Genomic DNA, 19,873 nt, shown 5'->3' with positions numbered 1-19,873 from the left:
CGATCACGCGAAGCCCGGCACCGAGGCCCAGGCGTCCGGCTCGGTCGATCCGTCGCGCTGCAGGGTCGCCTCGATGAGCCCGTAGGGCCGGTCGGCGGCGAAGAAGACCTCGTTCGGGTTGTCGAGGTCGAAGGGGGAGAGGTCGACGAGGAAGTGGTGCTTGTTGGGGCAGGAGATCTTGAACTCCGCGATCCCCTCGAAGGCCTCCATCACGGCCTTGCCCATCTCATAGATGGTCTGCTGCAGCGCGAGCGAGTGCACCTCGGCGAAGGTGTCGAGCATGATCGCGCGGATCCGGTCGTAGGCCTCGTTCCAGTCCTCCGGATGCGTCTCCCAGCGCCACCAGGCCGTGACCGAGGTCGCCAGGATCCGGTCTGTCGTCTCGGCGAGGGTGGTGTAGCGGTCGCGCGGGAAGCCGTGGAACTCCGAACCGGTCGACTTGAGCACCACCAGGTCGGTCAGGCCCGAGAGAACGAACTCTCGTTCGCCGTAGCTGTTGACCACCGCCGTACGCGTCTCCTGACCGCGCCGGGCGAACGAGAACTCGTTGGCCGGGATGCGGTCCCAGGAGTAGGACTCCGCCTTCATCACCGACCCGGTCACCCACGGCTGATCGGCCCAGTAGGCGGTGAGATCGAGCAGGAACGCCTCCGGCGAGGTGATGCCGAGCTCCTTGGCCTTCGCGTAGACCACGTTCTTCTGGGTGTCGGTGGCGTGCACGTGCAGGTTGTCACCCTCGGTGAACGCCGTCGCGAAGTCGCCCCTGAGCTGGGTGGACACGTTCAGGTCGTGGATCGTGTGCCGCGCGCCCTCCCGGTCGACCTTGACCAGGCGTACCTCCGCCTTGCCGTGCTGGTTGGGGCCAAGAGTGATCGACATCAGCTTCCTCGATAGGTCGTGTAGGAGAACGGGCTGAGCAGGAGGGCGACATGGTGGTGCTCGCCGGCGGTGACGGTGAACCCGACGGTCACCTCGGGAAAGAAGGTCTCGCGATCCTGCTCGGCGAACCACGGCCCGGTCTCGAAGGTCAGGATGTGCGGCCCGGGCGGCACCTCGCCGTCGAACCGCACCCGCCCGTCGGCGTCGGTGGTCGCGGTGCGCGCGCTGTCGTCGGGAAGGGTGAGGTAGAGCGCCAGCCCTGCGGCGGGCCGACCGAGGGCGGCGTCGAGGACGTGCGTGGAGACGGTGGTCATGCCACCAAGCCTCGCAGCCGGAGCAGCGCGATCTCGGCGAGCTGGCCCTTGGTCACCGCGATTTCGGTAGCCGGGTCGTTCTTCAGCCGCTCCTCGAGCAGCGCGAGCATCTCCTCGGCGCTGCGTCCGGCCGCGCGTACCAGGTAGATCCGCCCGAACCGCTCCTCGTAGGCCGCGTTCCCCGCCCTCAGCCGCGCCTGCACCTCGGCGTCGGCCGGGTCGACTCCGGCCTGCTCACGGGCGGAGAGCGCCGCGCTCGCCCCGTCCCCGGAGTGCCGTTCCCCGATCCTGGGGTGGTCGGCCAGGGCGCCCTCGACCTCCTCGTCGGTCCAGGCCGCGGCCAGTTGCCTCGCGGCGGCGAGCAGGTCGGGGATGTCCGTATAGGGCCGCCTCGCGACCAGCCCGGCCGCCCACGAGGGGATCGCGACGCAGGGGGCGACGACGCTCTCCGCCTCGTCGGCGGGGAGCGCATGGAACTCAGCGAGCGTCATGGTCACCAGGGCAGCCTATGAAACGAGCGTTTCGGCGTCCGCAACGCAGGTTGCCTTTGTGTAACGCCCCGGCGGCTACCCCGCGAAGCTCTGGGCCAGGGCGAGAAGGTCGCGGTCGCGGCCGGGTGCCGCGACCAGACAGAGCCCTGCCGGGAGGTTGGTGGAGGTGCGTACCGGGATCGAGACGGCGGGCAGGCCGGCGATCCCGGCGACGCAGGTGAGGCGCATGGTGTCGTCGCGCGCCCCGGCAGCGTCGGCCGCCGTCGGTGCCACCGAGGAGGCGCTGGGGTAGGCGAGGATGCGGTCGCCGACGACGTCGAGGATCTCCGTACGCGCCTGCGCGAGCACGGTGCGCGCCTCGGCGGCCTGCTCCCGGGTCACCGACCGGGCCATCTCGAACCGCCCGCGCACCGCCTCGCCGAGCGTGTCGAGCCGGGTCTCCAGCCAGGCCCCGTGGGCCTGCCACGCCTGGTAGGCCTGGCCGATGACGAAGGCCTGGCGCCACTCGTCCAGCCTGGCCGCCTCCCAGTCCAGCGGCTTGGCCTCGGGCAGCGCCTGGTTCACCGCGGTGGCGACGTCCTCGGCGGCGAGCCCGACCAGCGACGGCACCAGGTGGACCTCGTCCACCGAGACGGACGACGTCGGAGCCTCCGGCAGCAGTACGTCACCGACCGCCTGCAGCAGGAACGCCGAACGCGTCATCCAGCCGACGGTGTCGAAGGCCTTGGCGAGCGGAAGCAGGCCTTCGCGCGAGACGGCCCCGTGCGACGTACGGATCCCGTAGAGGCCCTGATAGGCGGACGGGACCCGGATCGAGCCGCCGGTGTCGGTGCCGAGCCCGATCGAGGCCTGGCCGAGGGCGACCGCGGTCGCCGACCCCGATGACGAGCCGCCGGGGATCCGTCCGGGAGCCTTAGGGTTCGGCGGCGCCCCGTAGTGGGCGTTGAGCCCCGACAGCGAGTAGGCGAACTCCTCGGTGCGCGCGATTCCACGCACCGACGCCCCGGCATCGAGCAGCGCGGCGACGGCGGCGGCATGCGACGGTGCCGTCGGCGCCTGCTCCAGCCAGGCCGGGCTCCCGGCGCCGACCGCGAAACCGGCGACCGCGAAGAGGTCCTTGACCGCGACGGTCTCGCCCGAGAGCGCGCCGTCGGCGGTGTGCGAGGAGACCAGCGGGTCCCCGACGACCCGCCAGATCCGGGTGTCGAAGGCCGGCGCGGGCGTCGAGACATGGGCCGCGGTGACCTGCCAACCGCCGTACTCGATCCGCACCGGGTCTCGCGCCCACAGCTGCGTCTGGAGCCCGCGTCCACCGCGGTCGAGCTCCGTGACGGCCACGATCAGCGCGTGGTCGTCGTCGATCACCTGCACGTGGGTCTGCACGATGCGCCGCTTCGGCGCGCCGCCGCGCGACCCGCGAAAGGCGGAGATCTGCTCGTGCCCGACGAGCAGACCGGCGGCATCGCCTCGCAGGGTGGTCGGTGAGTCGGCGAAGAGCGCGTCCAGAGCGGCGACGTCGTCGGACATCAGCGCGCTCTCGTACGCCCGGAAGGCCTGCAGCAGCCCGTGCGGGACCGGTGTGAGCTGGGCGCCGGCATGTCGAGGGGTCATAGGGCGAAGTCTGCCTTGCGGATCGTGGCGTGTACGCCTTTGACGACGTCGACGACCTGAGAGATCCGGAAGTCGGTGGCCGCCGAGAGATAGGCGTACGCAGCCTCCGGCTCCATGCCGAAACGCGCGCTGAGCAGGGCGATCGCGGCACGGACGCAGTTCTGCGTGGCCACGTCGAGGGACTCGTCGAGCCCGGTGGGAATCAGGAACTCAGAGGTCTCCGCCAGCGGCCCGGCGAGCTCGCCGAACCGCGTGGCGGCCTCCTCGCGAGCGACCAGGTCGAAGCGGAGCGTCGCCCGGAGAGACGCCTCCAAGGCCGTCAGCGAGACCTCGCCGTCGCCCTGCGCGAAGTGCGGGTCGCCGACGTAGGCCAGCGCCCCGGCGACCTGGACGGGCAGGTAGAGGGTCGCCCCGGCCGTGAGCAGCCGGATGTCGATGTTGCCGCCGTGCGACCCGGGCGGGACCGAGTGCGGCCGCTCAGGCCCCGGCACGGCGACCCCCATGATCCCGAGGAACGGGTCGAGGGCGAACGACGCCGGCCCGATCACCCCACGTCCGTCGACGACGGGCGTGAAGACGCTGTGCACCGGAGAGCCGCGGCGCGGGAACTCCTCCGGCAGTGCTCCCCGCCCGTGCCGGTTCGAGACGACGCCGTAGGGCACTCGCGGCAGCGTCTCCAGCACCGTGATCGCGAGCAGGTCGCCCACCTCGGCACCTTCGACCTCGATCGGTCGCGAGACCACGTGCGGCCCGTCGACGCCGAAGGTCCGCTCGTAGCCCGAGGCTGCGAGAGCGACCGCGTCGGAGAGGACCTCCGAGACGCCGTGGGCCGAGAAGAACCGCTCGGGATCGCGCCCCTGGTCCTCGAGGATGCCCTCGTGGGAGATCGTGTCCACGGTCACCGAGGTCCCCGGCGCGACGCTCAGCACGGGGGAGTCCGTCGCGCACGGCAGCCGTCCCCACAGCACGTTGTCGACCTCGGCCGGGAGGTAGGTCGAGGAGCTGATCGGTCCGGTTCCCGGCTGCAGTGCCGTCACGGTGGGGGCAGTCATGGTCGAAACCGTATGGAACGGATGTTTCACGCTCGTGACGAGCGGATCGGCCGGTGACTCAGAAGACGAGCGCGACGCCGAGGAGCACCGCGATGAGCAGCAGCGCCCCGGCGAGGATGAACCCGGTGGAGAAGGCCGGCAGCGGGCGCCGTTCCCGCATCGCGCGTTCGACCCGCGCCCAACGGACCATCGCGAGGACCGTGCACAGGATCGCGGTGAGCACCAGCAGGGCGACCACCCCGATGCGTACGCCCTCCGCGGAGGGCACCTGGAACGAGTGCAGCGCGACCGCACCGGCGAGCAGGCCGAGAACGGTGCGTGCCCAGGCCAGGAAGGTGCGCTCGTTGGCCAGCGTGAACCGCGGGTCCGGCTCGGAGCCGTGGTGGTAGACCCAGTGCGGGTGCCGCGGGTCCTCCTTCGATGGCGTCTCGGTCATGCCCCCATCGTCCACCACATCGGGTCCCGATCTAGATTATTACCCATGGGTAATAGGGAACCGGCCGAGTTCGACCGCGACATCGCGGTCCGTCGGGTCGATCAGAAGACGTACGCGGCCGACCTCGCGCCGGGCTGGGTGGTCGGCGGCGGGGTCAACGGCGGCTACCTGCTCGCGGTGATCGCCAACGCGCTGCGGGCTCACCTGCCGAACCACCCGGACCCGATCGTGCTGAGCGCGTTCTACGCCGGCGCGAGCACCCCGGGGCCGGCGGAGGTCCGCATCGAGACCAAGCGTGACAAGGGCTCGCTGGCCATCGCGACCGCCGAGCTGTGGCAGGGCGAGGAGCTGCGGATCACCACCACGGCGACGTACGCGGACCTCGACGGACTCCACGCCAAGAGCAGCGGCTTCGAGCGGGTCACCGCGACCGAGCCGGAGCTGCCGCCGCTCGATGAGTGCCTCTCCTCGACCACGGCGCCGGAGGAGATGAAGAAGTTCGTGCCGATGCTGGACCGCTACGAGCTCTGCGTGCCGAAGGAGCAGTTCGTCTGGGGCGGCGCGGCGCCGACCGGCGAGGCGGTCTTCACCGGTTGGTTCCGGCACCACGACCGCGAGCCCGACCCGCTCTCGCTGCTGCAGGTGCTCGACGCGCTCCCGCCGGTCACCTTCGGGCTCGAGCTGCCGGGCTGGGCGCCGACCCTCGAGCTCACCTGCCACATCCGTCACAAGCCGGCACCGGGCTGGCTCAAGGTCACCCACTTCTCACGCAACCTCTCGGGCGGGATGTTCGAGGAGGACTGCGAGGTCTGGGACTCCGAGGGCAAGCTGGTCGCGCAGGCGCGTCAGCTGGCTCGGCTGCCGCGCGCCTGACGGGTCAGATCCGCCGACTCGGCGCCACGAAGGGTCACATCGGGGCGCAGCGGTCCTTCCCGCCGTACGCGTCCCAGTGCCAGGCCTCGGCCGAGTACTGCTTCAGCCCGAAGTCCAGAGCGTTCTTGTTCAGGAACCGCCACACTGCGCTGGCCGGCTCCGAGGCCCGCGTCGCGCAGGTCTTGCCGCCGGTCGCGCTGGGCTGCTCGAAGTCGATGGCGATGCCGAGCTGGTGGGAGGAGTGGCCGGGCTGCGCGGTGAGGGTGTAGTCGCCGGACGGACAGCCGCCGGTGGCGTCCTCCTGGCACAGCGACTTCTGCTTCTTCATCGTCCGGAACGAGCTGCCCGCGACCAGGTCGACGCCCTGCTTCGAAGCCCTCTTGACCAGCGCTGCCGCGGCCCCGGAGATGCGTGCGTTGACGACGGTCAGGCCGTCGGCGCCGTCGATGTAGTAAGGGTCGCCCTTGGTGCTCTCGGTGCCGGTGTTGGGCAGCCCCTCGACCGCGCAGAGCCGCACCGGGATCAGCCTGCCCTCGTCATATCCCTCGCCCTCGCCGAGGTCCTTCGTCCCCGGCGCGCACACCAGCGCGGTCGAGTCGGCGCGTACGTTGCCGACCGGCCTCGTCGGCGCCGCGACCTCGAGGAGCTTGCCCTCGGCACCGCCGGCGGCGCGCTGCTCGGAGGCCTCCACGGCCAGCTCGGCGAGGTGGCCGGTGACCCCGCCGGTGTTCGCGTCGGCGTCGGCTTGTCCGGCGTCCGGAGCCGTCTTCGGGACGTCCTCGGGGCAGGTCGTGATCGTCTCGCTCAGCGGCTTCTGGGTCCCGGACGCGAGGGTGATGTCGGCACACACGACCGTGGTGTGGTCGCGCTTGGCGTAGGTGTCCTGCCAGGTCCGGTAGCCCGCCACCGAGAAGCTGTTGCCTGCCTCGTCCGCCTGCAGCGTACGCAGCCTCAGGCCCTCGCCGTAGGCGCCCGGCTGCTCCAGCCACGTGCCGATGTCCGCGGCGGTGACCTCCCAGCCGACGCTGCGCAGCGACGCCACGGCCACCGACAGGTCGCTGCCGACGTCATTCAGGTCATCGGTGGTGGTCTGTTCCCACTTCTGCGTCTGGTCGTAGAAGTCGTACGCCCCGTAGCCGCCCACCCCGACCAGCGCGAGCAGCAGCAGACTCACGACCACCTTCGGCCACCGCCGCTTCTTCGGCGGCTCCGGCCCGAACCGGCCGGGTCCGAAACCCTGCGGGTACGCCGGGGGAGGCTGCTGTCCGTAGGGCTGCTCGAGGTAGGGCTGGTCTTGGTAGGGCTGGTCTTGGTAAGGCTGCTCCGGATACGGCTGGTCCTGGTAGGGCTGCTCCGGATACGGCTGGTTCGGGTAGGGCTGCTGATCCGGGTAGGGCTGCTGGCCGTAGGGCGGCTGCTCAGACGGATAGGGCTGCTGCTGTGCCGGCGGGTAGGGCTGCTGCTGACCCGGGTACGGCCGCTGCTCGGGGTAGCGCTGCCCGCCCGGGTAGGGCTGGTGCTGACCCGGATGAGGCCGCTGCTGACCGGGGTGCGGCTGCTGCGGCCGTCCCGGCGGCGCCTGTGGTCGTTGGGGCTGCCGCGGGCCGGGGAGCGGCTGCTGCCCCCGGTAGGGCGGGCGAGGCTCGCCGGGGCGCCGCGGGGGCCACTGCTGATCGCTCATGATCGGGCCCCGGACGGGGGCAGGCAGGCGATGAGCAGAAGACGGCGAGGCACGGCGTTGGAGCGTACCCAAGAGACACCACTTTCCGGGTGTCTAGGGAACAATCTCACACGTGAACAGCCCCAAGACCGTAGTGGCCGCGGCGATCCTCAGCGCCGACGGCAAGCAGGTGCTGGCCGCGAGGCGTACGTCCCCGCCCGAGGCCGCCGGACGCTGGGAGCTCCCCGGCGGCAAGGTCGAGGAGGGGGAGACGCCGGAGGCGGCCCTCGTCCGGGAGATCGGCGAGGAGCTCGGCTGCCTGATCGAGGTGCTCGACTGGATGCAGGGCGAGGCGCCGATCGGTGAGGAGGCCCGCCTGATCGCGGCCACCGCGCGGGTGGTCGCGGGGGAGCCGAGGCCGCGCGAGCACGACCAGGTCCTCTGGTTGGCGGCCGAGGACCTCGACTCGGTCGACTGGCTCGAGCCCGACCGTCCGTTCCTCGATGCGCTCCGCCACGTACTCGGCGTGCCCGAAGGGACCACCCTGCGCGGCATCTTCTTCGAGGAGGAGGACGCCCGTTCGGCCGCCTCGACGCTGGAGCGCGAGGGCTGGACGGCCCGGGTCACCCGGGAGCGCTACCAGGGCGAGGACGACGACGAGGACCACCCCTGGTCGGTGGAGACGGACGCCCCGGAGATGGTTCTGGAGCTGCTGGTGGACCAGTACGACGGCTGGCTCGACATCCCCGAGGATGCACCGGACGACTCGATCGCCCCCGAACCCGTCGAGCTCCCCGACAACCCCAAGCGGATAAAGCGCCCCGACCTAGGATCGAGTTCGTGACTTCACAGAAGAGCCTGCTGCTCGTGCACGCCCACCCCGACGACGAGACGATCACGACGGGGGCGACGATGGCGAAGTATCTCGCCGAGGGCGCCCGCGTGACCCTGGTGACCTGCACGGCAGGCGAGATGGGCGAGATCCTGGTGCCCGAGCTGGCCCACCTCGCCGCGGATCAGGACGACGCCCTGGGCGATCACCGCCGGGGCGAGATCGAGGACGCGATGGCGGCCCTGAAGGCGCCCGACGGCAGCCAGGTCGACCACCGCTGGCTGGGCGGATTCGGCAACTACCGCGACTCCGGGATGACCTGGAGCGAGGACCGCACCCACGCGCTCCCCGACCCCGACGCCCGCGAGAACGCCTTCTGGTACGCCGACCTCAACGAGGCCGCCGACCACCTCGTCACGATCATCCGCGAGGTGCGCCCGCAGGTGCTGGTCACCTACGACGAGTTCGGCAACTACGGCCACCCCGACCACATCCAGGCCCACCGGGTCGCGACGTACGCTGCCCATCTCGCCGCCGTGCCGACCTACAAGAAGGAGCTCGGCGAGGCCCACGAGATCGACCGGATCTTCTGGACCGCGATCGCGGAGAGCTGGATCCGCGAGGGGCTGCGAGCGGCCCGCGCGGCCGGCAACGAGGACGCGCTCGGCGGGATGGACCCCGAGGGTCCGCTGCCGATGGCCACCCCCGACGTCGACATCGCCGCCGCGATCGACGGCACCGCCTTCGCCGACCAGAAGGTCGCCGCGATGCGCGCCTACCCCACCCAGATGGACATGGAGGAGGGGATCTTCGCGATGACCAACAGCCTCGGTACGACCGCGTGGTCCCACGAGCACTTCCGGATCGCCAAGGGAGACGTCGAAGGGACCACCCTGACCGACCTCTTCGCCGGGTTGTGAGGCCGTTCGGCGGCGGCCTGGCTCGTGGTGGGGCCGGTCTTCTCCTCGGTCTCGTCGTCGGGGTCGCGGCGGTCGCGGTCCACCCGTGGTGGTGGGGTCTGCTGCTCGCGTTGGCCGCGTCCTCGGCGACGCTGCTCGTGCTGCCGCGCGGGGCTTCGAGGATCGCGTACGCCGTGGCCTGGGCGATCGTGGTCGCGCTGGCCGCGACGCCGAGGCCGACGGGCGGGTATGCCGTCGCGGGCGACGTGGCGGGATACCTGATGATCTTCTGGGCCGTGCTGATGGTCGTGGTGGCCACCGCGACCGTGTCGAGGGCCGCTTCCCGGGCCGATCAGGACCTCGCCGCGAAGTGACGAACGTCCCAAGATGGGCTACGGGTTCGGCCTAGGGGGGTATAGGTCCTAGGCTCTCCCGCATGTCCCATGAGCCCGAGGCCTCCAAGGCCCCCGAGCCCGCGAAGCAAACTGACGCGGCCGGGTCCAACGCCAGCCAAGCTGGCGCGGACGATGCTGCCATCGAGACGATCATGATCCCTCAGATCGAGATCGATGCTCGTGTTGCCGAGTCGACGGGTGCTGCGCCGGTCCCGACCGATGCCGATGAGGATCCCGCCGAGGAGACCCTGCTGCGCAGCACGATGCTGCGCTCGGAGCTGCCGAAGCGCGCGCCGCTGCCGGAGGACGAGAACTTCCTCTTCGTCTCGAAGAACCGGAAGTTCGCCCCGGAGCCGGACGCGGCCGACGCCGCCCCCGACCTGGCTGACGACGCGGCGACCGAGATCGCCTTCGACCGCCAGGTCCAGGACGTCCCCGACTTCGATGACGAGCCTCTCGAGGCGACCGTCATGGGAGTCGGTCCGTTCGTCGTGAACGAGCCGGCGCCCGCCGAGCCTGCTCCTTTCGAGACGGCCTTCGAGCAGCCCGACTACGCCCAGCCGGTCGCGGCCGAGAGCAAGCCGCTCGGCACCGGCACCAAGGTCGCCGTGGCGATCGCGGGCGGCGTCGCCATCCTGGCCTTCGCCGGATGGGCTGCTGCGTACGCCGTGGCCGGGGAGAAGATCCCCGAGGGCACCACGGTCGCGGGCGTGGACATCGGCGGCATGACGGCCGACGAGGCGACGCCGCTGCTGGACCAGAAGTTCGCCCCGGCCCACAGCCAGCCGATCAACGTGACCGCCGGCGACAGCACGACCGAGGTCAACCCGGCCGACGCGGGCCTGAGCTTCGACGCCGAGGCGACGATCGAGAAGGCCAATGCCGTACGCAGCTGGAGCCCGGTCAAGCTGTGGAAGCACTTCACCGGCGGTGGCGAGATCGAGCCCGTCATCAAGGCCGACGACAAGCTGATCGCCAAGGTCGCGGCCAAGGTGAACAAGCGCGCCGGCACCCCCTTCAAGGACGGCGACGTCGTCATCAAGAAGGGCAAGATCAAGACCACCCAGCCGGTCGCCGGCGAGGGCGTCAGCGATGAGGCGCTCCAGACCGCGCTCGCCGGTCAGCTCCTCGTCGAGGGCGACCGCAAGGCCGACGTACCTCTCGCGGAGCTCACCCCCGACGTCGACGAGGCCGACGTCCAGGAGGCGGTCGACAAGGTCGCCACGCCGGCGGTCTCCGGCCCGATCACGCTGAAGTTCGAGAAGACCCCGGTGGAGCTGTCCCCGAAGGAGTTCGGCGACGCGATCCGGTTCGACCCCAAGGACGGCGAGCTGCAGGCCTCGGTGGCGCCCAGCAAGCTCAAGAAGGTGCTCAAGAAGGCCCTCGCCGACGACGCCGCGAAGCCGGTGGACGCGACCATCAAGATGGTCAACGGCGCTCCGAAGGTCATCCCCGCCAAGCCGGGTGTCACCTTCAACCAGAAGGACCTGGAGGCGGTCTTCCTCGACGTCGTCACCGCGCCCCAGGGCGAGCGCACCGTCGAGGTGAAGTCGAAGGTCGCCAAGCCGAAGGTCACCACCGAAGAGGCCAAGGCCTGGGGCGTGAAGGAGAAGGTCTCGACCTTCACCACCAACTTCCCCTACGCCGAATACCGCAACGTCAACATCGGCCGCGCCGCCGAGCTGGTCAACGGCACCGTGCTCGCTCCGGGCGACACCTTCTCCCTCAACGGCATCGTGGGGGAGCGTACGGCCGCCAACGGCTTCACCAAGGGCTGGATGATCCAGAACGGGATCTTCCGCGAGGACTACGGCGGCGGTGTCTCGCAGATGGCGACGACCACGTTCAACGCGATGTTCTTCGCCGGTCTCCAGGACGTCGAGCACAAGGCGCACTCGCTCTACATCGACCGCTACCCGATCGGCCGTGAGGCGACCGTCGCCTGGCCCTCGCTGGACCTGAAGTTCAAGAACAACACCAAGTACGGCGTCCTGATCCGCTCCTGGGTCAACCCCGCCAGCGCCGCCGGCCAGGGCTCGGTGACCGTCGAGATGTGGTCCACCAAGATCTACGACATCAAGGCCCGCACCGGCGAGCGCTACGACTTCAAGTCGCCGGGCAAGCAGAAGATCACCGACGGCAACTGCGAGAACACCGTCGGCGCCCCGGGCTTCTCGATCAACGTCTGGCGCGACTTCTACAACGCCGGATCGGGCACGAAGGTCGACACCGAGACCTTCAAGACCACCTACATCCCGCAGGACGAGGTCGAGTGCACGGACGAGTCGGAGAAGCCGCCGCCGCCCGCCGACCCCAACTAGCGTTCAGCGAGAGCTGAGTCGGCGCAAACGGACCGGAGCGAAGCGAGGACCGTGTTGCGCCGACTCGGCGCGTGCTGTCAGGGCGTCAGGCGGTGCAGGTCACGGGGGAACAGAGTGACCTCGCGGATGTTGGCGGCCCGGACGAGCCGAGCGACCCATCGTTCGAGGCCCAGCGCAAAGCCGCCGTGGGGCGGCATCCCGTGGGCGAAGGCCTGCAGGTACGACGCGTACGCTGCCGGGTCCTCACCGCGCGCCCGGATCGCCTGCTCGTAGTCGGCGAGCCGGTGCAGGCGCTGCCCGCCGGTGACCAGCTCCAGGCCCCGGAAGAGCAGGTCGAAGCTGTTGGTCCAGCGCTCGTCACCGGGCTGCGGGTGGGTGTAGAACGGCCGCTTCCCGATCGGGTAGCCCTCCACGGCTAAGAAGTCCGAGGCGTACGTCTCCCGAGCCCACGCCCCGAGCGCGCGCTCGTGCTCGGGAGCGAGGTCGGGCTCGTCCTCGGCCGCCCCGACCAGCTTCAGCGCGTCGGTGAAGTGGATGACCGGGATCTCCTCCGGCACCACGGGAAGCGCTGCGCCCAGCCGTTCGACCGCGTCTGAGGCGTACGCCGTGATCCCCCCGACCATGCCCGCCACCACCGTGCGGAGGACGGCGAGCACGTCGCGGTGGTTGCGGATGAATCCGAGCTCGACGTCGAGGCTGACGTACTCGGCCAGGTGTCGCACCGTGTCATGCGGCTCGGCCCGGAAGACCGGCCCGACCTCGTAGACCCGTTCGAAGACGCCCACCAGCTGCTGCTTGTAGAACTGGGGCGACTGGGCGAGGTAGGCGGACCGCCCGAAGTAGTCGATCTCGAAGACGTTCGCTCCAGACTCGGTCACCGACTCCACGATCTTGGGGGAGTGGACCTCGGTGAAGCCGGCGGCGTCGAGGGTCTGCCGGAAGCCGCGAAGGGACGCCGCGGCGAGCTCCCATCGGGCCCGGACCGCCGGATGACGCCAAGTCACCGGCGCGTGGTCGAGCAGGGTCGGCAGACCGGCCGCGAGCTCGGGTCGCCAGAGCTCGACCGGCGGGGTGATCGCAGGGTCGGAGAGCGAGGTGACCACCGGCGAGGTGACCTCGACCCCTCCCGGCGCCTGCGGGTTGGCGGTGGCGATGCCGATCACCTCGACCGGCGTCTCCTCGGGTGGCGTCTGCTGCCCGTCGGCCGGCTTGATCACCACTTGGGCAAGGCCGCTGTGGTCACGCAGCACGAGGAACGTCACGGCGGCGAGCTCGCGTCGTCGGTGCACGTGTCCGCAGAGCCGAACGGTGGTGCCTGGTGTGGCCGCGGTGAGACGGGCGGCGAGCGTACGGTCTATCGGTTTCATCATTCCTCCAGGTGGCGAGGCCCTGGAGGTGTGGGCGGGGGCTAGGTCGCGGTGCCACCACACCTTCGCTGATGTCTCATCAGCCTCTCGTCGATACGCCGTACGCGCGGGTGCCGCCGTGCCGCGGGGCAGAGGGTCGTCACTCCTCGGCGGTGCCGCTGACGATCGTAGATCTCGCCACAGGCCGTCCGCCAACGCGTTTCTGGGCGTGACGCGGGTCACAGCCGTTCGTTGAAGCGGTCATGCGCCCGTTCCTGTTGAGTCTTCTCGCTGCTGTCGCGCTCGTTCTCGTCCCGGCCCCGCCTGCCGCTGCTGCGGGGTCGAGCCCGACCGCGATCCCGCTGCCAGGGTCGCCCTACGGAGACCCTGCCGGGTCCAACGACTGGGCGTGCGCGCCGTCGGCAGCGCGCCCGACGCCGGTGATCCTGGTGCACGGCACCTTCGGTGACCGCCGCTCGCTGCTGGACCCGATCTCGCTGGCCATGAAGCGGGCCGGGTTCTGCGTCTACTCGTTCGACTACGGCAACCGCGCGACCGGCGACATCCGGGACTCGGCCGCTCACCTGGGTGAGTTCATCGAACGCGTACGCGAGGTCACCCACGCCGACAAGGTGTCCCTCGTCGGTCACTCCCAGGGCGGGATGATGCCGCGCTACTACATCAAGAACCTCGGTGGCGCCGCCCACGTCGAGGACCTCATCGGCCTCGCCCCCTCCAACCACGGCACGACCATCGTCATGGACGGGACCGCGATCGGAGCCACCGGTCTGTGCCAGTCGTGTGCCCAGCAAGCGGCCGGCTCGCCGTTCCTCGTCGACCTGAACGCCGGCGACGAGACCCCGGGCGACATCTCCTACACCCAGATCGTCACCGCCACCGACGAGGTGGTCGTGCCTCACACCTCCGGCTTCCTCGCCGAGGGCCCGAACACCACCAACGTACGCATCCAGGACGCCTGCGCCCTCGACCTCTCCGACCACCTGCTCATCCCGATGAGCACCTCCGCCATCGCCCTCACCCTCGACGCGCTCACCCACGAAGGCCCCGCATCCCCGGGCCTGAAGACCTGCTGACCGTCGCCGGGAGAGGGCATCCCCGACGATGTGGTCACCAGATGGTGTGAATGGAGTCGTACGCCTGCAGCCTGCTGTCCTTGGTCACCAGGGGAAGGTTCTCGAGCATGCTCTGAGCTGCGAGCATTCGGTCGAACGGATCGCGGTGGTCCCAGTCGAGCTCACCGGCGAGGCGTGAGTGGTTGAAGTCCATCGGCAGCCGCTCCAGGACATGAAGGCGTGTGCGGTCCTCGAAGGTGGCGGCCAGGGTGCCTCCGCCGGGGAGCTTGCTGAGCCGAGCCTTGGTGGAGATCTCCCAGAGGCTCGCCGCCGAGACGAAGACCTCGGTGTCGATGTCGATGACGGCCTCGTAGGCAACGGTGCTGAGCCGGTCGGGGTCGCTCACCAGCCAGATGTATGCGTGGGTGTCGAGGAGGACCCGCTCATAGGTCTTCATCGAGCGAGCCCTCCCAGGAGGCGATCTCGTCGTCGGGGAGTGGGTCGAAGAACTCGTCGGGCACGCTCACGCGCAGGCCGCCGAGAATCCGTCTGGTCGGCCTCTCGATCGGCACCAGGCGGGCGATGGCGCGGTCACCTCGGGCGATGACGACCTGGCCGCCCGCCTCGACCTCGGTGAGCAGGCTCGACAAGTGTGTCTTCGCCTCCTGCACCTTCACCACATGTGCTGCATCCATAACATCCACGGTAGGTTGGTCAACCAGGTTGGTCAACCCATGGTCGTGACCCACTGAGGAGGATCAGGATGCATCTGGATCTGGTGACATTCGTCGTGCCCGACTACGACGAGGCGGTGGACTTCTTCCGCGACGTCCTCGGCTTCGAAGTGACCGAGGACGCCCCTGCGACGACGAACGACGGCCGCCCGAAGCGATGGGTGGTCGTCCGCCCGCCGGGCGGCGGCACCGGGTTCCTGCTCGCTCGGGCCGACGGTCCGGCGCAGGCCGCGAGGGTCGGTGACCAGACCGGCGGCCGGGTCACGTTCTTCCTCCGCGTGGACGACTTCGGGGTGGCGTACGAGAAGCTGGTCGCTGCCGGGATCGAGCTCGTCGGGCCGGTGCGCGAGGAGCCCTACGGCACCCTTCAGGTCTTCAGGGACCCCTTCGGCAATCTGTGGGATCTTCTGTCAGGGTAGGCGTACAAGCGCCTGGACAGGGGTGTGGTCGCTGGGCCAGCGACCGTCCTTGGTCCAGGTGTTGATCGCGGATTCCTTCACGGTGATCCCAGGAGTCGTCAGGATCCAGTCGATCCGGTTGCCGGTCGGGGAGGGCGTGCCGTAGTTGGGGAAGGTGCCCACACGCGGGGTGAGGTGGGTGCCCGCGAGCCAGGTGTCGATGAGGCCGCCGTCGGTCACCAGCGTCGTGTAGGACGCCGAGGCCTCGGCCGCAGCGTTGCAGTCGGCGGTGAAGACAGCCGGGAGGCCGGTGTCGGCGATGAGCGAGCGGACGACCTCCGCACCTCGGACCCGGGCGTTCTCGGACTGGTGGTCGAAGTGGGAGTTGACGTGCAGGAACTCCGTGCCTGTCTCCAGGTCGCGGAACCGCACCCAGGTCACGATCCGGGTCACCGTGTTGCCCCAGGTCGCCGAGCCGATCAGATCGGGAGTGTCGGAGAGCCAGAACTGGTCCCACCACAGGGCCTCGAGCCGAGAGGCGTCGTAGAAGATCGAGGAGTACTCGCCACCGGCGCCGCCGTCACGCCCGAACCCGAGCATCCGGTACTTCGGCCCAAGACCCGCCTCGAGGGCCACGAGCTGCCCGAACTCCGCCTCCTGCACGCCCAGGATCGTCGGCTTCTCGAGCTCGACGAGCTCGGTGACCAAGGGCTTGCGCTCGGGCCAGTAGTCGGGCTGCCCCGGCTGCGTGCCCTCGCGGTCGTAACGGATGTTGAAGCTCATCACGTGCAGGTCGGGCGCCTTGACCTTGCCGATCAAGGCGTCACCCGAAGGCCCAACGTATGCAGCGACACCGGTCGCGGGCAGGGTGCCGCCCAACGTCGTGCCGGCCGCTGCGGCCACGCCCAGCGCGCCCGCGGAAGAGAGGATTCCTCGCCTGGTGATGCTGATGCCCGATTCCATCGTTGCTCCTTCGGTGGGGGTTTCCACCCACCTCAACAGGCGCAGATGAGCACTCGCGGAACTCTGGGTGAGCGGGCCCGGACGGCTCCGCTACGGAGTGGGCGAGGCGTAGTAGCGGCAGCGGTGGTGCTCGGTGAAGCCGAGACCCTCGTAGAGGGCGAGGCCGGGGGCGTTGGTGGTCTCGACGTGCAGCCAGGCGGCGCGGGCACCGCGTTCGGCGCCCCATTCGAGCAGGGTGGCGAGGGCTTTGCCGGCGAGGCCCTGGCGGCGGTGTGCCTCGGCGACCTCGAGGTCGTGGATGGCCAGCCAGTCGCGTTCCATCGTGCCCATGATCCGGGCGGTGTCGCCGAGGGTGATCAGCACCTGCGCGCCGCTCTCGCCCACGGTCTCGACGTGGGCGTCCTCGACGGGCGGCGGCAGCAGTCGCCGGGTGGCGGCGAGCCCGGCGAGCTGGAACTCGACGGTCACGTCCTCGACCCAGCCGCGCGCGAGCACGGCCTCCTCGGCCGCGGAGCCGACCTCGATCTTCACCCTGGGTCGCTTGTGGCGGGCCCGGTAGAAGCTCTCGACCCGATCGATCGCCGCCTCCAGGTCGACACCGGGGTCGCCGATCGCCAGCGCCGAGTTGGGCCGCCGGCGGACCGAGACCTCGTGGTCGAAGAGGACCCACTCGCCCAACGGCTCCGAGGTGGTGCCGGGGAAGATCGCGGCGCTGAGCAGCTCGGCCTCGCGCACCCCGATCCGCAGGCGTACGTTCGGCCGCGGTGGCACCGGTTTGCCGGAGACGATCTCGGCTACGGGCACGCTCACCTGCTCCCCGGACTCGCGCTCGATGACCGCGATGCCGTCGGCCCAGGACGTACAGATCCCGAGGATGTCGGTGAAGGCGGGGCCGCCGGTGGGGCCGGTCTCGCCGGGCACGAGGCGACGGATGACGATCCGCTTGCCGACGACATGTGGTCCCAGGAGATGAGCAGGCACGTGGGGATACTAGGCTGTTCCCTGAAGGGCCAGTCGCGCCCCTCTGACTTTCGTGATACCCCGCTTGGAGGAGCCCCGAATGACGTACGTCATCGCCCAGCCCTGTGTTGACGTGAAGGACAAGGCTTGCGTCGACGAATGTCCGGTGGACTGCATCTACGAAGGCAAGCGGATGCTCTACATCCACCCCGACGAGTGTGTCGACTGCGGCGCCTGCGAGCCGGTGTGCCCGCCCGAGGCGATCTTCTACGAGGACGACACCCCGGAGGAGTGGAAGGAGTACTACGACGCCAACGTCAAGTTCTTCGACGACCTCGGTTCGCCCGGTGGTGCTGCCCGCATGGGTGAGATCGACAAGGACCACCCGTTCGTCGCCGCGCTGCCCCCGCAGAACCAGGACTGATGCCGGCCTCGATCCCGGTCTCGCAGCGGCTGCCTGACTTCCCCTGGGACAAGCTCGCTCCGTTCAAGGAGAAGGCGTCCGCGCACGCTGACGGGCTGGTAGACCTCTCGATCGGGACTCCGGTCGACCCGACTCCCGTCGTGGTGCAGAAGGCCCTTGCTGCTGCAGCGGACTCGCCGGGGTACCCGACCACGATCGGCACACCCGCGGTGCGTCAGGCCGCGATCGACTGGCTCGCCCGCAACCACGGCGTCGACGGCCTCGGGCTGGACAACGTACTGCCGGTGATCGGCTCCAAGGAGCTGATCGGCTCGCTGCCGCTGCACCTCGGCGTCGGGCAGGGTGACCTGATCGCCTACCCGGAGCTCGCCTACCCGACCTACGAGGTCTCCGCGGCTCTCGTCGGCGCCGACACCGTCGCCACCGACTCGCTGGTCGCGCTGGGCCCGAAGGCGCCGAAGATCCTGTGGATCAACTCGCCCTCCAACCCGAGCGGCCGGGTGCTCCCGGTCGAGCACCTGCGCAAGACGGTCGAGTGGGCGCGTGAGCGCGGCACGCTGCTGATCTCCGACGAGTGCTACATCGAGTGCGCCTGGGACGTCGAACCGATCTCCGTGCTGCACCCCGACGTCTGCGGTGGCTCCTACGAGGGCATCCTCGCCGTCCACTCGCTCTCCAAGCGCTCCAACCTCGCGGGCTACCGTGAGGCCTTCGTCGCCGGAGACGCCTCGGTCCTCGGCGAGCTCCTCGCGGTCCGCAAGAACCTCGGCCTGATGATGCCGGGCCCGCAGCAGGCCGCCATGGTGACCGCGCTCGGCGACGACCAGCACGCCAAGGAGCAGCACGCCCGCTACGCCGCCCGGCGCACCAAGCTCAAGGCGGCGCTGGAGTCGGCCGGCTTCCGCATCGACCACTCCGAGGCGTCCCTCTACCTGTGGTCGACCCGCGACGAGGACTGCTGGGCCACTGTCGAGTGGCTCGCCGAGCGCGGCATCCTCGCCGCTCCCGGCGTCTTCTACGGTCGCGCCGGCAGCCAGCACGTACGCATCGCCTTCACCGCCACCGACGAGCGCGTCGACGCGGCCGTCGCCCGCCTCTCGGCGTAGCCGGGCGGCGTTTGCCCCATACGTGAAGATTGGTGGAGTGAGCGCACAGCCGGGGACCCCGACGGGCCCGCCGACCATCCCGCCCCCGGGTCCGCGCCCTCCCGCGCCGGGCCCTCACGGGCCGAGACTCCCCGAGCCGGCGCGCGAGGCGCTGCGGAAGTCGGCGCGGGAAGCCCGCAAGCAGCTGCGGCCGGTACGCAAGCACCTCATCGTCCTCGGCGTAGTGATCGCCGTCGCCCTGGTCTTCGCGGGCCTGCGGCTCCTCGGTGTCGGGGTCGGCGGCATCCCGGTCCTCGCCCGCGAGGCCTGCACCGTGACCTCCGAGGGCGAGACCTACGACCTCTCCTCCGAGCAGGCCGAACGTGCCTCGGCGATCGCCGCCCAGGCCGTACGCCGCGGCCTCCCCGCCCGCGCGGCCTCCGTCGTGCTGGCGGTCGAGCTCGCCGACCACTCGCTCGAGCGGGATCCGGCGAAGGCGGCCGGCCTCTACGACCGGCTCTCCGGGGTCGCCGACTATCGCCAGCAGTCCGTCCCGGGCGTCGCCCAGCAGATCAGCGACGGCTCGCGTGACGGTTATCGCGATGCCGAGCCCGAGGCACGGGCACTGGCCTCGGCACTGACCGGCAACACGCCTGAGGCATTCTCCTGCGTCGTCAAGGGTGGCGCCGAGGAGGTCCCGGACAGGCTCAGCGGAGCCGGACTCACCTCGCGTGCGGAGGCGCTGCGCGAGGACGTACGCAATGTCTACGGGGGCCTCCCCGAAGGCGGCTTCCAGCCCGGCGGGGTGACGACCGGACACATGGTCGGCTCGGCCCACTACGAGGGCCGCGCGGTCGACTACTTCTTCCGCCCCATCAACGCCCGCAACAACATCAGGGGCTGGTCCCTGGCGCAGTACCTCGTCGCCAACGCCGACCGCCTCGACATCGAGACCGTCATCTACGACGACCGCATCTGGACCAAGTTCCGCTCCGGCGCCGGCTGGCGCGACTACGAGGTCCCGCCTCGTGGCGGCGACCAAGCCATCCTCGAGCACCGCGACCACGTCCACGTCGACGTAGCCGACTGACACCGAGGCGTCACGTACGTCGGCCGAGTGGGCGCTC

General features: G+C 70.2%; 22 protein-coding genes. 10 read left to right on the top strand and 12 right to left on the bottom strand.

Annotated features, from left to right (window positions below; translation table 11 throughout):
- Window positions 1-3: 3 nt before the first annotated feature.
- From pucL to ACW14X_RS07200, 6 genes are all read right to left on the bottom strand, one after another.
- Window positions 4-879: a factor-independent urate hydroxylase gene (pucL, locus tag ACW14X_RS07225; protein ID WP_457165150.1), complete on the bottom strand. Its 876-nt coding sequence runs from the start codon at window positions 877-879 to the stop codon at window positions 4-6.
- Window positions 879-1,193: a hydroxyisourate hydrolase gene (uraH, locus tag ACW14X_RS07220; RefSeq protein ID WP_350844098.1), complete on the bottom strand. Its 315-nt coding sequence runs from the start codon at window positions 1,191-1,193 to the stop codon at window positions 879-881. The genes pucL and uraH overlap by 1 nt, the downstream gene beginning before the upstream one ends.
- The gene (gene uraD / locus ACW14X_RS07215; protein ID WP_457166054.1) at window positions 1,190-1,684 is read right to left on the bottom strand and encodes a 2-oxo-4-hydroxy-4-carboxy-5-ureidoimidazoline decarboxylase; all 495 of its coding nucleotides are present in this window, start codon (window positions 1,682-1,684) and stop codon (window positions 1,190-1,192) included. Before uraD ends, uraH begins: the two co-directional genes overlap by 4 nt.
- A gap of 75 nt (window positions 1,685-1,759) precedes the next feature.
- On the bottom strand, window positions 1,760-3,295 hold the full coding sequence (locus tag ACW14X_RS07210) for an AtzH-like domain-containing protein (RefSeq protein ID WP_457165149.1): 1,536 nt from the start codon (window positions 3,293-3,295) through the stop codon (window positions 1,760-1,762).
- A complete protein-coding gene (locus ACW14X_RS07205) occupies window positions 3,292-4,347 on the bottom strand; it encodes an acetamidase/formamidase family protein (protein WP_457165148.1) in 1,056 nt (351 codons plus the stop codon). The genes ACW14X_RS07210 and ACW14X_RS07205 overlap by 4 nt, the downstream gene beginning before the upstream one ends.
- A gap of 58 nt (window positions 4,348-4,405) precedes the next feature.
- A complete protein-coding gene (locus ACW14X_RS07200; RefSeq protein ID WP_160024799.1) occupies window positions 4,406-4,783 on the bottom strand; it encodes a YidH family protein in 378 nt (125 codons plus the stop codon).
- 45 nt (window positions 4,784-4,828) lie between these two features.
- Here ACW14X_RS07200 and ACW14X_RS07195 point away from each other — a divergent pair, with 45 nt between their 5' ends.
- Window positions 4,829-5,656 (top strand): thioesterase family protein, encoded by an 828-nt coding sequence (locus ACW14X_RS07195; RefSeq protein ID WP_160024798.1) that lies wholly within the window; start codon window positions 4,829-4,831, stop codon window positions 5,654-5,656.
- A gap of 34 nt (window positions 5,657-5,690) precedes the next feature.
- Here ACW14X_RS07195 and ACW14X_RS07190 read toward each other — a convergent pair whose 3' ends face one another.
- On the bottom strand, window positions 5,691-7,337 hold the full coding sequence (locus ACW14X_RS07190; protein ID WP_457165147.1) for a D-alanyl-D-alanine carboxypeptidase family protein: 1,647 nt from the start codon (window positions 7,335-7,337) through the stop codon (window positions 5,691-5,693).
- A gap of 112 nt (window positions 7,338-7,449) precedes the next feature.
- Between ACW14X_RS07190 and ACW14X_RS07185 the strand changes: the two genes are divergently transcribed.
- From ACW14X_RS07185 to ACW14X_RS07170, 4 genes are all read left to right on the top strand, one after another.
- Window positions 7,450-8,160 carry a (deoxy)nucleoside triphosphate pyrophosphohydrolase gene (locus ACW14X_RS07185; protein WP_160024796.1) on the top strand — a complete coding sequence of 237 codons (711 nt, stop codon included), beginning with the start codon at window positions 7,450-7,452 and terminating at the stop codon, window positions 8,158-8,160.
- Window positions 8,157-9,068, top strand: coding sequence for an N-acetyl-1-D-myo-inositol-2-amino-2-deoxy-alpha-D-glucopyranoside deacetylase (gene mshB, locus ACW14X_RS07180; protein WP_350844086.1), 912 nt, complete (start codon window positions 8,157-8,159; stop codon window positions 9,066-9,068). The genes ACW14X_RS07185 and mshB overlap by 4 nt, the downstream gene beginning before the upstream one ends.
- Entirely contained in the window at window positions 9,065-9,421 is a 357-nt protein-coding gene (locus tag ACW14X_RS07175; RefSeq protein ID WP_457165146.1) for a hypothetical protein, read from the top strand. Before mshB ends, ACW14X_RS07175 begins: the two co-directional genes overlap by 4 nt.
- A 62-nt stretch (window positions 9,422-9,483) precedes the next feature.
- Entirely contained in the window at window positions 9,484-11,763 is a 2,280-nt protein-coding gene (locus tag ACW14X_RS07170; protein WP_457165145.1) for a VanW family protein, read from the top strand.
- 77 nt (window positions 11,764-11,840) lie between these two features.
- On the opposite strand, the gene aspS is transcribed toward ACW14X_RS07170, so the two are convergent.
- Window positions 11,841-13,130 (bottom strand): aspartate--tRNA(Asn) ligase, encoded by a 1,290-nt coding sequence (gene aspS, locus ACW14X_RS07165; protein ID WP_457165144.1) that lies wholly within the window; start codon window positions 13,128-13,130, stop codon window positions 11,841-11,843.
- 242 nt (window positions 13,131-13,372) lie between these two features.
- On the opposite strand from aspS, the gene ACW14X_RS07160 reads away from it, so the two are divergent.
- Entirely contained in the window at window positions 13,373-14,203 is an 831-nt protein-coding gene (locus ACW14X_RS07160) for an esterase/lipase family protein (RefSeq protein WP_457165143.1), read from the top strand.
- 34 nt (window positions 14,204-14,237) lie between these two features.
- On the opposite strand, the gene ACW14X_RS07155 is transcribed toward ACW14X_RS07160, so the two are convergent.
- Together ACW14X_RS07155 and ACW14X_RS07150 are read right to left on the bottom strand one after the other, a co-directional pair.
- Window positions 14,238-14,639 carry a type II toxin-antitoxin system VapC family toxin gene (locus ACW14X_RS07155; protein WP_400458769.1) on the bottom strand — a complete coding sequence of 134 codons (402 nt, stop codon included), beginning with the start codon at window positions 14,637-14,639 and terminating at the stop codon, window positions 14,238-14,240.
- Complete coding sequence (locus ACW14X_RS07150) at window positions 14,626-14,877, bottom strand: type II toxin-antitoxin system Phd/YefM family antitoxin (RefSeq protein ID WP_457165142.1); 252 nt, start codon at window positions 14,875-14,877, stop codon at window positions 14,626-14,628. The genes ACW14X_RS07155 and ACW14X_RS07150 overlap by 14 nt, the downstream gene beginning before the upstream one ends.
- 68 nt (window positions 14,878-14,945) lie before the next feature.
- On the opposite strand from ACW14X_RS07150, the gene ACW14X_RS07145 reads away from it, so the two are divergent.
- The gene (locus ACW14X_RS07145) at window positions 14,946-15,335 is read left to right on the top strand and encodes a VOC family protein (protein ID WP_457165141.1); all 390 of its coding nucleotides are present in this window, start codon (window positions 14,946-14,948) and stop codon (window positions 15,333-15,335) included.
- Here the strand turns inward: ACW14X_RS07145 and ACW14X_RS07140 are convergent.
- On the bottom strand, window positions 15,327-16,277 hold the full coding sequence (locus ACW14X_RS07140) for an endonuclease/exonuclease/phosphatase family protein (RefSeq protein WP_457165140.1): 951 nt from the start codon (window positions 16,275-16,277) through the stop codon (window positions 15,327-15,329). The two genes, ACW14X_RS07145 and ACW14X_RS07140, sit on opposite strands and share 9 nt — an antisense overlap.
- A gap of 90 nt (window positions 16,278-16,367) precedes the next feature.
- Window positions 16,368-17,258, bottom strand: coding sequence for a GNAT family N-acetyltransferase (locus ACW14X_RS07135; protein WP_457165139.1), 891 nt, complete (start codon window positions 17,256-17,258; stop codon window positions 16,368-16,370).
- 79 nt (window positions 17,259-17,337) lie between these two features.
- On the opposite strand from ACW14X_RS07135, the gene fdxA reads away from it, so the two are divergent.
- From fdxA to ACW14X_RS07120, 3 genes are read left to right on the top strand one after another with little or no spacing between them, the layout of a single operon-like run.
- Entirely contained in the window at window positions 17,338-17,661 is a 324-nt protein-coding gene (gene fdxA / locus ACW14X_RS07130) for a ferredoxin (protein WP_008358813.1), read from the top strand.
- On the top strand, window positions 17,661-18,767 hold the full coding sequence (gene dapC / locus ACW14X_RS07125) for a succinyldiaminopimelate transaminase (RefSeq protein ID WP_350720716.1): 1,107 nt from the start codon (window positions 17,661-17,663) through the stop codon (window positions 18,765-18,767). Before fdxA ends, dapC begins: the two co-directional genes overlap by 1 nt.
- 37 nt (window positions 18,768-18,804) lie before the next feature.
- A complete protein-coding gene (locus tag ACW14X_RS07120) occupies window positions 18,805-19,836 on the top strand; it encodes a hypothetical protein (RefSeq protein ID WP_457165138.1) in 1,032 nt (343 codons plus the stop codon).
- Window positions 19,837-19,873 lie beyond the last annotated feature (37 nt).

The organism is Nocardioides sp. YJ-D4, from assembly GCF_054031495.1.
Note: the sequence above shows the minus strand (reverse complement) of the source record. Positions and strands in the feature narration are given on the sequence as shown.